The 13,120-nt window shown below is 65.6% G+C and carries 14 protein-coding genes; 11 read left to right on the plus strand and 3 right to left on the minus strand.

The genetic code is table 11. The features are described from left to right. The first annotated feature begins 1 nt into the window (after position 1). Genes nadA through MRBLMC3_RS21660 form a run of 3 tightly spaced genes read left to right on the plus strand, consistent with a single transcriptional unit; the run spans position 2 to position 2,680 of the window. A complete protein-coding gene (gene nadA / locus MRBLMC3_RS21650; RefSeq protein ID WP_363832255.1) occupies positions 2–988 on the plus strand; it encodes a quinolinate synthase NadA in 987 nt (328 codons plus the stop codon). A gap of 32 nt (positions 989–1,020) precedes the next feature. Continuing rightward, positions 1,021–1,869 carry a carboxylating nicotinate-nucleotide diphosphorylase gene (nadC, locus tag MRBLMC3_RS21655; RefSeq protein ID WP_363832394.1) on the plus strand — a complete coding sequence of 283 codons (849 nt, stop codon included), beginning with the start codon at positions 1,021–1,023 and terminating at the stop codon, positions 1,867–1,869. A 10-nt stretch (positions 1,870–1,879) separates the two neighbouring features. Next, the gene (locus tag MRBLMC3_RS21660; RefSeq protein WP_363832397.1) at positions 1,880–2,680 is read left to right on the plus strand and encodes a ribonuclease T2 family protein; all 801 of its coding nucleotides are present in this window, start codon (positions 1,880–1,882) and stop codon (positions 2,678–2,680) included. Here MRBLMC3_RS21660 and MRBLMC3_RS21665 read toward each other — a convergent pair. Together MRBLMC3_RS21665 and MRBLMC3_RS21670 are read right to left on the minus strand one after the other, a co-directional pair. Continuing rightward, entirely contained in the window at positions 2,677–3,099 is a 423-nt protein-coding gene (locus MRBLMC3_RS21665; protein WP_363739142.1) for a DUF4112 domain-containing protein, read from the minus strand. The two genes, MRBLMC3_RS21660 and MRBLMC3_RS21665, sit on opposite strands and share 4 nt — an antisense overlap. Before the next feature lie 34 nt (positions 3,100–3,133). Then, a complete protein-coding gene (locus tag MRBLMC3_RS21670; RefSeq protein ID WP_414714676.1) occupies positions 3,134–4,648 on the minus strand; it encodes an ABC transporter substrate-binding protein in 1,515 nt (504 codons plus the stop codon). 231 nt (positions 4,649–4,879) lie between these two features. Between MRBLMC3_RS21670 and MRBLMC3_RS21675 the strand changes: the two genes are divergently transcribed. Next, on the plus strand, positions 4,880–5,818 hold the full coding sequence (locus MRBLMC3_RS21675; RefSeq protein ID WP_363832257.1) for a right-handed parallel beta-helix repeat-containing protein: 939 nt from the start codon (positions 4,880–4,882) through the stop codon (positions 5,816–5,818). A gap of 98 nt (positions 5,819–5,916) precedes the next feature. Beyond that, on the plus strand, positions 5,917–6,120 hold the full coding sequence (locus tag MRBLMC3_RS21680) for a hypothetical protein (protein WP_133653675.1): 204 nt from the start codon (positions 5,917–5,919) through the stop codon (positions 6,118–6,120). A gap of 12 nt (positions 6,121–6,132) precedes the next feature. On the opposite strand, the gene MRBLMC3_RS21685 is transcribed toward MRBLMC3_RS21680, so the two are convergent. Then, on the minus strand, positions 6,133–7,542 hold the full coding sequence (locus MRBLMC3_RS21685; RefSeq protein ID WP_363832260.1) for a helix-turn-helix domain-containing protein: 1,410 nt from the start codon (positions 7,540–7,542) through the stop codon (positions 6,133–6,135). 149 nt (positions 7,543–7,691) lie between these two features. On the opposite strand from MRBLMC3_RS21685, the gene MRBLMC3_RS21690 reads away from it, so the two are divergent. From MRBLMC3_RS21690 to MRBLMC3_RS21715, 6 genes are all read left to right on the plus strand, one after another. After that, positions 7,692–9,284, plus strand: a complete 1,593-nt coding sequence (locus tag MRBLMC3_RS21690) for an isocitrate lyase (protein ID WP_363739148.1) — start codon at positions 7,692–7,694, stop codon at positions 9,282–9,284. Positions 9,285–9,470: 186 nt separating this feature from the next. Continuing rightward, a complete protein-coding gene (locus MRBLMC3_RS21695) occupies positions 9,471–10,157 on the plus strand; it encodes a glutathione S-transferase family protein (protein ID WP_363832263.1) in 687 nt (228 codons plus the stop codon). 119 nt (positions 10,158–10,276) lie between these two features. Then, on the plus strand, positions 10,277–11,731 hold the full coding sequence (gene leuC / locus MRBLMC3_RS21700; protein WP_363832266.1) for a 3-isopropylmalate dehydratase large subunit: 1,455 nt from the start codon (positions 10,277–10,279) through the stop codon (positions 11,729–11,731). A 109-nt stretch (positions 11,732–11,840) separates the two neighbouring features. Then, positions 11,841–12,434, plus strand: coding sequence for a 3-isopropylmalate dehydratase small subunit (gene leuD / locus MRBLMC3_RS21705; protein ID WP_363832268.1), 594 nt, complete (start codon positions 11,841–11,843; stop codon positions 12,432–12,434). A 59-nt stretch (positions 12,435–12,493) separates the two neighbouring features. Beyond that, positions 12,494–12,817 (plus strand): DUF1476 domain-containing protein, encoded by a 324-nt coding sequence (locus MRBLMC3_RS21710; RefSeq protein ID WP_025546988.1) that lies wholly within the window; start codon positions 12,494–12,496, stop codon positions 12,815–12,817. A 19-nt stretch (positions 12,818–12,836) separates the two neighbouring features. Continuing rightward, entirely contained in the window at positions 12,837–13,070 is a 234-nt protein-coding gene (locus MRBLMC3_RS21715; RefSeq protein WP_056683730.1) for a BolA/IbaG family iron-sulfur metabolism protein, read from the plus strand. The last annotated feature ends 50 nt before the right edge of the window (positions 13,071–13,120 follow it).

Below are 13,120 nucleotides of genomic sequence, written 5' to 3' on the forward strand. Positions count from 1 at the left end.
CATGAACGCCATCACCGGAATCCCGCAGGGGATCGACCTGCGCGCGGAGATCGACCGGCTGCGCAAGGAACGCAATGCCGTCATCCTCGGCCATTATTATCAGAAGCCGGAAATCCAGGACCTGTCCGATTTCGTGGGCGATTCCCTGGAACTCTCGCGCAAGGCGGCGGAAACGGACGCGGACGTCATCGCCTTTTGCGGCGTGCGCTTCATGGCGGAAACGGCGAAGATCCTTTCACCCGAAAAGATCGTCGTGCTGCCCGACATGGACGCGGGATGCAGCCTGGAGGACAGTTGCCCGCCCGCCCAGTTCAAGGCGTTCCGCGAGGCGCATCCCGACCATATCGCCCTGAGCTACATCAACTGCTCGGCAGAGGTGAAGGCGCTTTCCGACATCATCGTCACCTCCTCCTCGGCAGAAAAGATCCTGGCGCAGATTCCGAAGGAGCAGAAGATCATCTTCGGCCCCGACAAGCATCTGGGCGGCTATCTGAAGCGCAAGCTCGGCCGCGACATGCTGCTCTGGCCGGGCGTCTGCATCGTGCATGAGGCGTTCAGCGAGACGGAACTGCTGAAGCTCAAGGCCCAGCATCCCGGCGCGCCCGTGGCGGCGCATCCGGAATGCCCGCCGCATATCGTCGACCATGCCGATTATATCGGGTCGACCAGCGGCATATTGGAATTCTCCAGGACCATGCCCGGCGACACGCTGATCGTCGCCACCGAACCGCATATCATCCACCAGATGCAGAAGGCGGTGCCGGAAAAGACCTTCATCGGCGCACCCGGCGCGGACGGCAACTGCAACTGCAACATCTGCCCCTATATGGCGCTCAACACGATGGAAAAACTCTATCTCGCGCTGCGCGACCTGCAGCCGCGGATCGAGATGGAGGAGGGGCTGCGCCTCGCCGCCAGGAAGAGCCTCGACCGGATGCTGGAAATGGCAAGCGGCACGGTCGGTCAGGGCGACCTGGGCGCGCGCTGATGGACATGATCGCGAAAGGGCTGGGGGAGAGCATCGGCTTTTCCCTTCCCGGCTTCGATCTCGACGCCTTCGTCGCCTCCACCCTGGCGGAGGATCTTGGCCCGCAGGGCCGCGACGTCACGAGCGAGGCGGTGATCCCCGCCGACGCGATCTTCGAGGGGGTGATGGACAGCCGCGATGCCGTGACGCTGGCCGGCCTGCCCATCGCCGCCGCCTTCTTCCGCGCGCTCGATCCCGATGCGGAGATCGAACTGCTCCGGCAGGACGGCGACCGCGTGGCGGCGGGCACTGACATCATGCGCATCCGCGGCCGGGCCCGCGCCATGCTCACGGCCGAGCGGTCCGCGCTCAACACCGTGCAGCATCTGACCGGCATCGCCACGATGACCCGCGCCTATGTCGACGCGATCCTGGGCACGGGCGCGACCCTGCTCGACACGCGCAAGACCATTCCCGGCCTGCGCGTGCTGGAGAAATATGCGACGCGCATGGGTGGCGCCACCAATCACCGCATGGGCCTTTGGGATGCGGCGATGATCAAGGACAATCATGTCGCGGTCGCCGGATCGGTCGAGGAAGCGGTACGCCGCGCCGCCGCCGCCGGGATCGCCAGCATCATCGTGGAGGTCGACCGTGTCGACCAGATCGAACCGGCGCTCGCGGCGGGCGCCACGCACCTCCTGCTCGACAATATGGACGCGCCCACCCTGCGCGGGGCCGTCACGCTGGTCGGCGGGCGCGTCCCCACCGAAGCGTCGGGCGGCGTCACGCTCGACACCATCCGCGCCCGGGCGGAAACCGGCGTCACCTATATCAGCGTCGGCCGCCTGACGCAGTCGGCCCCGGCCGCCGACATCGGACTGGATTTCGCCTTTGCCTGAGTTCGCGCCCTTGCTGCGGCTGGTGCTGCCATTGCTCCTGCTCGCGGCCCCGGCCGGCGCCCTGGCGCAGTCGGCGCAGTGCAGCCTGCCCGCCCAGATGCCCCGGCCGCGCCCCGACCTGCCGAATGCCGACCAGCCGCGCCGCCTGCTCCCGATTGGCGGCTACACGCTGGCGCTCACCTGGTCGCCGCAATATTGCAAGGGCGCGAAGGGCAGCGACGACGCCTTCCAGTGCGGCGGCCGCAACGGCCGTTTCGGCTTCACCCTGCACGGTCTCTGGCCGGACGGCATCGGCAAGGACTGGCCGCAATATTGCCGCGCCACCGATCTGCTGCCGCGCCCGGTCATCCGGCAGAACCTCTGCTCCACGCCGTCCGCCCAGCTGCTCCAGCATGAATGGGCCAAGCACGGCACCTGCATGACGACGAAGCCGGAGCTTTATTTCAACCTCTCCCGCGCCCTCTACCAGTCGATCCGCTATCCCGACATGGCCGCGCTTGCCCGTCGCAAGACGCTGACGGTCGCGCAGTTCGCCCAGGCCTTCGCCGCCGCCAACAAGGGGATGCGCGCCGACATGATGCGCGTCACGATCACGCGGGACAATGGCCTGAACGAGCTGTGGCTGTGCCTGGACCGGACGCTGGAATTCGCCCGCTGCCCGGCTCATCAGGGCGGGGCGGACGACCGGGCGGCGCTGCGCATCTCGCCCGGACCGAACATCCCCAATCCCCGGCGCACTCCGCCCGTTCCGGCGCGGCGCCCCGGCCTGATCCTCGACCTCGACCCCCAGGCCGAGGTACATAAGGATTAGCCTTCGACGATCACCGTCGATGGATGATGCCGGTCCAGATGCCTGCGGATGATCCGCAGGTTCTTGCTGTTGGATTTGTAGAAGAAATCGAAAATATCCCCGGCGAAGGGAATGGCGCCGATCACCGTGTCGAAGCCGACATTGGCGGCCATGCGTGTAAGCTGCCATTTCGACATGCCCAGGTTCCGGGCTTCCCACACGATCCATGCGCCCATCGCCGCCGTCGCCAGATCGCCCACCACGGGGATCAGCCCGACCAGGCTGTCCAGCCCGACCCTGCGGTTGGTGCCGGGCAGCACGAACAGCCCCTCCAGCACCGCCTCCATCATCTCGATCCGCCGCCGCACGGACGCCGGATCACGGCCGAATCCGGGCATGTCGCGCACGATCCGATCGAACTGTTCCTGCGAAATCGCCATCCACTGTCCTCCAGGCACCCGGCTTCCTGAAGTCCTAGTTGGTGCTCCTGAACAGATGGTTCAATGGGTGCCGCGCGCGAGGGGACGGCATGAAGCCGGTCAGCCGCTGCGCCACCAGCGACCAGCGCACCGGCGCGCCCAGGGCGATGAAGCCGTTATGCGCCTGCATCAGCGCCTCCGCCTGCGCCACCCGCGCCATGCGCTCGTCCAGGCTGCTGGCAAGGCTTGCCGCCTGCAATTGCGCCTCCGCCTCTGCCGAACAATGCACCTTCCGCGCGCAGCCGATGCGGCCCAGATACCAGATCGCGCTGTCATAGGCGGCAACTTCATCGACCAGCCGCAGATCGGCATCGGCCGCCATGTCGACCCGCTCGACCGCCAGCCCGATCATGCCCAGATCATGCCGCACCAAGCCGAAGAGAAGGGTGGAGCCCGGCCCGGCGGGCAGCGCCACGCGCAGCGTCGGGGGGTCGCCATTATCGCTGCGCCATCGTTTCATGATGGCCTGTCCCTGCGCCCAGCGATCCTCCATCGGCAGGCCGGACCAATCCGGCACGGCCGGCGGTCCGGGCAGGTCGAACTGACCGGGCACGATCTGCTCTGTCGTCGCCCAGCCGCCCACGGGGAACAGCACCGGCAGGCGGCTGCGGTCGATCGCCATGCTGATCGCCCGCCGCACGCCGTCGTCCTCCAGCAGTTTGCCGTTGGCGCCGTCCTGTTTCATCATCGCCAGCCCCAGCAAGCCCTGCACCGGGTCGATCCGCACATCGTCGCGGTCGACACCGGCGGGCACCAGCAGCGGCAGGTCGGAAAAACGGCCGCCCAGGACCAGATCGGCCTTGTCCTGCTGAAATCGGGTGATGGCGAGCGCCGCGCGTTCGGCCCGTACGATCCGGGTCTGCCAGGGGGGTATGGGCAATTCATCGCCGGATTCATTCGTGACCCGTTCCACCGGGGTCAGCACCAGCGCCCCGGCGCGGACACCATCCCGCTCCTCACGACGATAGGGGCCGGTCCCGCCCTCCCGCGACAGGATCGCCATCTGGGGCTGGGCCAGCATCTGCAGCACATAGGGGCGCGGCGCGGCCAGCCTGATCTCGATCACCTCGCCCGTCATGGCGACGACGTCCCTCACCGCATCCAGCGGCCCGGCGGGGTCCAGCCGCCGCAGCGCCTCTATCCGCGCCATCAGCAGCCGTCCGACATCCTTCGCCAGCACCTTGCGCCCGTCCGGCCAGAACGCCCGGCGCAAACGGAAGATGTAGCTGCGGCCATCGTCCTCGACGATCCAGCGCTGGGCCAGGGCGGGCAATATTTCCCCGTCGGCGTCGAATGCCACCAGCCCCTGCGCGGTGGTTTCCAGGAACAGCTTCGATCCGGGATCGGGCAGATTTTCCAGCGGCTTGGCGAAATCCGCGGGGTCGCCGATCACGCTGACCGTCACCGGACCGCTGCCCTCGTCCGAACAGCTTCCCAACATCATGGCCATCATGACCAGCCCGCCAAGCGGTGATCGGGCAAGAAGCCGGTGAGGAAGGAGGGACAACATGTACAGACAGGGCTTAACCCGCAACGGCGCCCGCGCCAACCACCATCACGCGACCCGCTGCTTCAGTTCCGGCCAGGCGTGATTTTGCCGCCGCTGCCTTAGCGATCGGTTCCGATCGCTTGGAAATCGCTCTGATGCAGCCAGGTTTGCCCCTGTCCCATAGCGGTACAGGATTTTGTTAACCATGACTTCGCATTGGCCCGGCGCGCGCATCATTCTATATCCTCGGATATGCGCCTCTTCTCGACAATCCTGCTCATCTCCGCCGCCGTCACGGCCACGGCGCTGGCCCAGGGCGTCACTTCGCCCTTCACCGTGGCGGAAAGCGGGCGAAGCTATGCGTCGCTGGGCGACGCGATCAGGGCGATCGGCGATGGCCGCGGCACGGTTCTGGTGGCGCCGGGCAGCTATGCGCAATGCGCGGTACAGCAGGGCGGCGACGTCACCATCCGCGCGCAGAAGCCCGGCACCGCCATATTCGACGGCGTCGCCTGCGAACAGAAGGCGGCCCTGGTCCTGCGCGGCCGGTCGAGCAGCATCGACGGCCTCATCTTCCAGAATCTGCGCGTCCCGGACGGCAATGGGGCGGGCATCCGGCTGGAAAGCGGCGACCTGACCGTCACCAACAGCCTGTTCCGCAACAGCGAGGAAGGTATTTTGACCGGCGACGCGCCCGGCAACAGGATCAGCATCGACAGGTCGACCTTCCGTCATCTGGGGCGCTGCGACCGCGACCTCGCCTGCGCTCACGGCATTTATGCGGGGCGCTATGGCAGCCTGTCGGTCACCCATTCCCGGTTCGACCAGGGCGATGGCGGCCATTATCTGAAAACCCGCACGCCGCGGGTCACCATCACCGACAACAGCTTCGACGACAGCGGCGGGCGCCTCACCAACTACATGATCGACCTCTCCAACGGGGCCAGCGGCACGATCAGCGGCAATGCGATGGTGCAGGGCCGCGACAAGGACAATTACAGCGCCTTCATCACCGTCGCGCCGGAGGGACGGGAACAGAACAGCAGCAACCTTTCCATCTCGAACAACAGCGCCTCCTTCGTGCCCGGATTGCAGCGCAACAGCAGCTTCGTCGCCAATTTCACCGACGATGCAGTGAAAATCGGCGCGAACCGCCTGGCGAACGGGATCAAGGTGACGGATCGGCGCTGAAGGAACCGGCCGCCGGCCGTCGGCATGGGGGGGCAGGATGGCGTGATCCCTCCTGCACCGGGCTTGCAAGCGGGCGCGCCCGCGCCGATAACCGCCCCATGCGCAGCACCTATGGTTCAGCCACCGTTCGACTCTATCATCTCAGCGATGCCGATGGCGGGGGCGGGGCGACGACCCTGTTCTACGGCCCGCTGAACGAAGCCATGCGCATAGCCGGGCAGCAGCCGGAGGACGTGCAGGACGGCCTGTTCCTGGCCACCGACAATGATGTCGTCGCCTATCTCGATCTTCTGGAGGGCTGATTTCCTCCCGCCTCACCCCGCCGCGAAGCCGAAGGGCGCATGGGTCCGCCGGAAATCCTCCGGCAGCATGTCGCGCCCGATCGGCGGCGCGGATCGGGCCATGCACTGGCTGCGATGGCACAGGCGGCAGGTGACGCCGATCGGCGTCGGTTCGGCTGCGGCCTCGCCCGCGGTGTAGATCAGCCGATGCGCGTGCTCCGCCGCGCAGCATAGCGCGATCGCCCGCTCGATCTTCGGCGCGCCCCAACCGCCGCCGCCCGCCGTCACCGTGCGTGCGATCGAAAAGAAACGTTGCCCGTCCGGCAGTTCCAGCCATTGGGTGAGCACTTCCCGAGGACGCTCGAACGCGTGGTGCACCGACCAGAGCGGGCAGGAGCCGCCATGGCGGGCGAAGGGAAAGCCCGCGCCGTCCAGCCTTTTGCTGACATTGCCCGCATGATCGACGCGCAGGAAGAAGAAGGGGACGCGCTCCTGACCCGGCTTTTGCAAGGTCGTCAGGCGATGGGCCGTCTGTTCGAAGCTGGTGCCGAACTGCCGGGCCAGCGCCTCGACATCATAACGCCGCGCCTCCACCGCCCGCGCAAAGGCGGTATAGGGCATCAGGATCGCCGCCGCGCCATAGCTGGCGAGCGCCCGTCGCGTCAGCCGCCGCCCGCTTTCGCCGGCGAACTGGCCGTCCTTCAGCAGCGCGTCGAAATCGCGGCGCATTTCCAGATAGGCGACCTGCAGCGCCAGTTGGAACTGGGTGCTCGCGCCATCCAGCGCGTCGTCCAGCAGCACCGCGTCGCGATGCCGGTCCAGCCGCCGCATCGATCCCGCCATGACGTCGGGCGGCAGGCGCCGGACGCGCAGGTTGTGCTTCGCCTTCAGCCATGCTGAAAGGCTGCCCGCCGTCTCGATTTCCTGGGCCAGCTTTTCCCCCGCATCGTCCAGCAGGGGAAAGCTGTTCCGCCGCGCGCCCAGGAAGCGTCGCGATTCGGCCACCGGATCGGCCGCTTCCGTCGCCTCCTCCCGCTCCATGCCGCCTTCCAGGCCTCGATCGGCCAGGGCCAGCTGCTCCTCGCGATAGGCCGTGTGCAGCCGCAGCAAAGCCTCCGTGATCCCAGGATAGTTGACCGCGACATCCCCGGTCGCCAGCACCGGCAGGTCGATGTCCGCGAACATCGGATCCTTCAATACGGCCTGCAACCGCGCCGTCTGCTCCGCGCCGCCGTCGCCCGCCAGCTCGCTCATGTCCATCTTGTAGGTGCGGGCGAGGCGCAGCAGCATGTCGGCGGTCAGCGGCCGCTGGTTGCGCTCCAGCAAGGCCACATAGCTGGCGGAAATCTCCAGATCCTCGGCCATGTCGGCCTGCGTCAGGCCCAGCTCGCGCCGCAACCTGCGCAAGCGCGGGCCCATGTAAACCGGACGATCCTTGGCCATTGGTGAAGCGCTCCTGTGCAGCCCTTACAACTTTACACGCAAATCTTGTAAAGTTCTACAACTGAACTTCGCGCCCCCTGCCGCACCCGCAAAATCGCTTCTAGGAAAACGCCATCAATTCACCGCCACATTCATGGGATCGAGCAGTCATGACCTATCAGCAGGAAATCACGAAGGCAGGCACCATCATCGGGGGTCAGGGCCATTGGGACGGCATCGCGGCCGAATCGGTCGCCCGGATGCGTCTCCAGAACCGCTTCCACACCGGCCTCGACATCGCCCGCTACACCGCCGGAATCATGCGCCGCGACATGGCTGCCTATGATGCGGATCCGGCGAACTACACCCAGTCGCTCGGCTGCTGGCACGGGTTCATCGGTCAGCAGAAGATGATCAGCATCAAGAAGCATTTCGGCACGACCAAGGGCAGATATCTCTATCTTTCCGGCTGGATGGTCGCGGCGCTGCGCAGCGAATTCGGGCCGCTGCCCGACCAGTCGATGCATGAGAAGACCAGCGTCCCCGCGCTGATCGAGGAACTCTACACCTTCCTGCGCCAGGCCGACGCCCGCGAATTGGGCATGATGTTCCGCGACCTCGATGCCGCCCGCGAAGCCGGCGACGAAGTCAGGGCGCAGAAGATCAGCCACGACATCGACAATTACGAGACCCACATCGTCCCGATCATCGCGGACATAGACGCCGGCTTCGGCAATGCCGAGGCGACCTATCTGCTGGCCAGGAAGTTCATCGAGGCGGGCGCCTGCTGCATCCAGATCGAGAACCAGGTCTCGGACGAAAAGCAGTGCGGCCACCAGGACGGCAAGGTCACGGTGCCGCATGAGGACTTCCTCGCGAAGATCCGCGCGGTCCGCTACGCCTTCCTGGAGCTGGGGATCGACGACGGCATCATCGTCGCCCGCACCGACTCGCTGGGCGCCGGCCTCACCAAGCAGATCGCCTACAGCAAGGAAGATGGCGACCTGGGCGACCAGTATAACAGCTTCCTCGATGTCGAGGAGGTCACGGACATCAACACGCTGCGCGGCGATGTCGTCCTGGCCCGCGGCGGCAAGCTGTTCCGTCCGAAGCGGCTGCCGTCCAACCTGTTCCAGTTCCGCTCGGGCACCGGAGAGGATCGCGTCGTCCTCGACTGCATCACCTCGCTCCAGAACGGGGCGGACCTGCTGTGGATCGAGACGGAAAAGCCGCATGTCGAACAGATCGCGGGTATGGTCGACCGCATCCGCCAGGTCGTGCCGAATGCGAAGCTGGTCTACAACAACTCGCCGTCGTTCAACTGGACGCTGAACTTCCGCCAGCAGGTGTTCGACGCATGGACCGCGCAGGACAAGGATGTCAGCGCCTATGATCGCGCGAAGCTGATGAGCGCCGATTATGACGCGACGGAGCTGGGCCGTGAGGCTGATGAGAAGATCCGCACCTTCCAGAGGGATGCGGCGGCGCGGGCCGGCATCTTCCATCACCTCATCACCCTGCCAACCTATCACACTGCCGCTCTGTCGACCGACAATCTTGCCAGGGAATATTTCGGTGAGGCAGGAATGCTGGGCTATGTCGAAGGCGTCCAGCGCAAGGAAATCCGCCAGGGTATCGCCTGCGTCAAGCACCAGAACATGGCCGGTTCGGACATTGGCGACGACCATAAGGAATATTTCGCGGGTGAAGCGGCGCTGAAGGCGGGCGGCACCCACAACACGATGAATCAGTTTGCAGCCTGAAGGCTGCTGAACGCTCCGGGTCGCGGGGGTGCAGTTCCCGCGATCAGGGTGGAAGGACTTGACGACCCGGAGCTTCGTGCTCCGGGTCGTTTTTTTATATGGCCAGCTTGTGAAACCCTCGCCGGTTCCGGGTTTCGCATTCGGGCGGGCGGGGCTATTGCGGTTCCACGTTCACCGGAGGAGCCAATGCCCTACACCCTTGTCACCGCCAACCGGAATTATTCGAGCTGGTCGCTGCGCCCCTGGGTGCTGATGAAGGCGCTGGCCATTCCCTTCAGCGACCGGATGGAGCCTTTTGCCGCTGCCGAAAACTACGTCGCTTTCCGTGAATTTTCTCCCACGGGCCAGGTGCCGGTCCTGATCGATGGGGACAGGACGGTGTGGGATTCGCTGGGCATCACCCTTTACCTGGCGGACAGGCATGCGGAGGTCTGGCCAAGGCAGGAGGCGGCGAGGGCCTGGGCGCAATCGGCCGTGGCGGAAATGCATGGCGGCTTCGCCACCCTGCGCAATGATTGCCCGATGAATGTCGGCGTGCGAGTGGAGCCGCATTTGCCTTCGCCCGCACTGAACCGCAACATCGCCCGGCTGACCGAATTGTGGGAGGAAGGACTGTCCCGTTTCGGCGGACCATTCCTGGCAGGACCCGCCTTTACAGCCGTTGACGCCTTTTATGCGCCGGTCGCTTTTCGGGTGCGGACCTATGGCCTCAACATCGGCCAGACGGCGCTGGGCTGGGTCGGGCATATGCTGGCGCTGCCCGCCATGCGGGAATGGGAAAGCGCGGCGCTTGCCGAAACATGGCGCGAGGAAAGCCATGAAGCGGAGCTTGGAGCGGCCGGGCGCATCGTGGCGGACCATCGCGCCGCCTGAGCTGCGACTGGCCGAGAGCCGGGCTGGACGCAGGGCGCGGCCGATTATCTCCCACAACAGCAAAAATTGGCTGCTTTTACCCTTTTCCCTTCCCCTGTCTGGGTCTAGGGGAAATCATTATGGTCAAGCCCAGCACCCTTTACGAGAAGATTTGGGACGCGCATGTCGTCGAACGCCGTCCCGATGGAACCTGCCTGATCTATATCGATCGCCATCTCGTGCATGAGGTGACGAGTCCCCAGGCGTTCGAGGGGCTTCGGCTTGCCGGTCGCAAGGTGCGGCGGCCTGACCTGACGCTGGCGGTGCCGGATCACAATCTGCCCACCACAGCGCGACGCGACGCGGCGGGCCACCGCATTCCCATTGCCGATCCGGAAAGCGCGCAGCAGTTGGCGGCGCTGGAACGGAACGCCCCGGAATTCGGCGTCCGCCTGATCGGCGACGCGGATCCCGAACAGGGCATCGTCCATGTCGTCGGGCCGGAACAGGGCTTCACCCTGCCTGGCACCACCCTGGTCTGCGGTGACAGCCACACCAGCTCGCACGGTGCGCTGGGCGCGCTGGCCTTCGGGATCGGCACGTCGGAGGTGGAACATGTGCTGGCCACCCAGACGCTGCTGCTCAAGCAGTCGAAGACGATGGAAGTCGTCGTCGAGGGCGAGTTGGGCTATGGCGTCACGCCCAAGGACGTTGCGCTGGCTATTTGCGGGCGGATCGGGACTGCCGGCGGCACCGGCTATGTCATGGAATATCGCGGATCGGTGTTCCGCGACATGTCGATCGAGGGACGGCTGACCGTCGCCAACATGTCGATCGAGGCCGGCGCGCGATCCGGCCTGTTCGCGCCCGATGAAAAGACCTTTGCCTATCTGAAGGGCCGGCCGCTGGCGCCCAAAGGTGCCGACTGGGATGCTGCCGTCGCCTATTGGAAGACGCTGGCGACCGATGAAGGCGCCGTATTCGACAAGAGCGTCGTCATCGATGCCGCCGACATCGTGCCGAACGTCACCTGGGGCACCAGCCCGGAGGATGTCGTGCCGGTGACCGGCGTGGTGCCCGATCCGGAGAGTTTCGTGGACGCGTCCAAGCGGGCGGCCGCGCAGAAATCGCTTGATTATATGGGCCTTTCCGCCGGACAGCGGATGGAAGATGTCGCGATCGAGCATGTCTTCATCGGCAGTTGCACCAACAGCCGTATCGAGGATCTGCGCGCCGCAGCGGACCTGCTCAAGGGGCGCCGCATCGCCAGCGGCATCAAGCATGCGATGGTGGTTCCCGGCTCCGGGCTGGTCAAGCGTCAGGCGGAGGCCGAAGGTCTCGACCGCATATTCACCGAGGCCGGGTTCGAATGGCGGGAGCCGGGCTGCTCCGCTTGCCTTGGCATGAACCCGGACAAGGTGCCGGCCGGGGAGCGCTGCGCCTCCACCAGCAATCGCAATTTCATGGGTCGGCAGGGGCCGGGGTCGCGGACGCATCTCGTCTCGCCCGTCATGGCCGCTGCCGCCGCCGTCACCGGACATCTCACGGACGTACGCGAACTGATGAGTGAAAAAAGGGGAGAGGCGGTCGCATGAAGAAGGTATTCTGGCTGCTGGCGCTGGGCGCGCTGGCGAGTGCCGCCATGGCGGCGACCCTGGGACGCGCGGAAGATACGCCGCGCCCGGCGAGCAAACAGGCGGATTGATGGAAAAGCTGACGATCGTCGACGGCCGGGCCTATCCGTTCGGGATGAAGAATGTCGACACCGACATCGTCATCCCGGCGCATTGGCTCAAGACCATTTCGCGGGCGGGCCTGGGCAGGGGCGCTTTCGAGGTGTTGCGCAAGGAGCCGGGCAATGTCTTCGATGATCCTGAATATGCGGGCAGCCCGATCCTGATCGCGGGCGACAATTTCGGGTGCGGGTCCAGCCGCGAACATGCCGCCTGGGCGCTCGCCGACCTGGGCATCAAGGTCGTGATCGCGCCCAGCTTCTCCGATATTTTCTCCGGCAACGCATTCAAGAACGGCATTTTGACGGTGGTCCTGCCGCAGGAGGCAATCGACCGGTTGATGGATGTTGCCCGCACCGACCCCATCCATGTCGACCTGGAACATCAGACGGTCACGACGCAGTTCCAGGATCGCTTCCAGTTCGAGATCGACCCGTTTCGCAAACACTGCCTGCTTGGCGGTCTGGACGAAATCGGGCTGACGCTGGGACAGGCGGACACCATCAGCGCATTCGAGGCAAAGGACGCCGGAAGGCGTCCCTGGCTCGTCCCCGCCGTTGCGTAAGCGTCCCGATCTTCCTATTTCGGATCGATGATCCATTTCACCTCTTACAGGGTACAGGCATGACCACCTTCGACGACCGCGAAAAGGCCTTTGAAAACATGTTTGCGCATGACCAGGAGATGCAGTTCCGCATCCAGGCGCGGCGCAACCGGCTGCTGGGCGAATGGGCGGCGGCGAAGATGGGCCTGACGCCCGAAGAAACGGACGCCTATGCCAAGGCCGTCGTGCAGGCCGATTTCGAAGAGGCGGGCGACGAGGATGTGATCCGCAAGCTGCTGGGCGACATGACCCAGGCCGGCATCGACATCGACGAAGCGGGCGTTCGCGCCGCGCTGGACGAGCAGCAGGTCATTGCCCGCCGCATGTTCATCGAAGCCCAATAAGCGTCAGGAACCTTTCGCCATGCCGATGGCCGCCGATGACATTGCCGACATGATCCGCGCCGCCATCCCCGATGCGCAGGTGGAGATCACCGATCTTGCGGGCGACGGGGACCATTATGCGGCGAAGGTCGTGGCAGAGAGCTTTCGGGGCATGAGCCGCGTCGCGCAGCAGCGGGCCGTCTATGCCGCGCTGGGCGGCCGCATGGGCGGTGTGCTCCACGCCTTGCAACTGACCACTGCCGTCCCCAATTAACCGCCATCATATTGAGCGCGCCGGATTGGCGCCTGACAGGAATGGATCAG

The sequence above is a fragment of the Sphingobium sp. LMC3-1-1.1 genome (genome assembly GCF_040676285.1).
Lineage (GTDB): Bacteria > Pseudomonadota > Alphaproteobacteria > Sphingomonadales > Sphingomonadaceae > Sphingobium.

Bases quoted from the DNA above. Each gene is read 5' to 3' on its own strand.
- nadA (WP_363832255.1), top strand. From the start codon at position 2: ATGAACGCCATCACCGGAATCCCGCAGGGGATCGACCTGCGCGCGGAG.
- MRBLMC3_RS21665 (WP_363739142.1), bottom strand. From the start codon at position 3,099: ATGGCGATTTCGCAGGAACAGTTCGATCGGATCGTGCGCGACATGCCC.
- MRBLMC3_RS21670 (WP_414714676.1), bottom strand. From the start codon at position 4,648: ATGTTGTCCCTCCTTCCTCACCGGCTTCTTGCCCGATCACCGCTTGGC.
- MRBLMC3_RS21675 (WP_363832257.1), top strand. From the start codon at position 4,880: ATGCGCCTCTTCTCGACAATCCTGCTCATCTCCGCCGCCGTCACGGCC.
- MRBLMC3_RS21680 (WP_133653675.1), top strand. From the start codon at position 5,917: ATGCGCAGCACCTATGGTTCAGCCACCGTTCGACTCTATCATCTCAGC.
- MRBLMC3_RS21685 (WP_363832260.1), bottom strand. From the start codon at position 7,542: ATGGCCAAGGATCGTCCGGTTTACATGGGCCCGCGCTTGCGCAGGTTG.
- MRBLMC3_RS21690 (WP_363739148.1), top strand. From the start codon at position 7,692: ATGACCTATCAGCAGGAAATCACGAAGGCAGGCACCATCATCGGGGGT.
- MRBLMC3_RS21695 (WP_363832263.1), top strand. From the start codon at position 9,471: ATGCCCTACACCCTTGTCACCGCCAACCGGAATTATTCGAGCTGGTCG.
- leuC (WP_363832266.1), top strand. From the start codon at position 10,277: ATGGTCAAGCCCAGCACCCTTTACGAGAAGATTTGGGACGCGCATGTC.
- leuD (WP_363832268.1), top strand. From the start codon at position 11,841: ATGGAAAAGCTGACGATCGTCGACGGCCGGGCCTATCCGTTCGGGATG.
- MRBLMC3_RS21710 (WP_025546988.1), top strand. From the start codon at position 12,494: ATGACCACCTTCGACGACCGCGAAAAGGCCTTTGAAAACATGTTTGCG.
- MRBLMC3_RS21715 (WP_056683730.1), top strand. From the start codon at position 12,837: ATGCCGATGGCCGCCGATGACATTGCCGACATGATCCGCGCCGCCATC.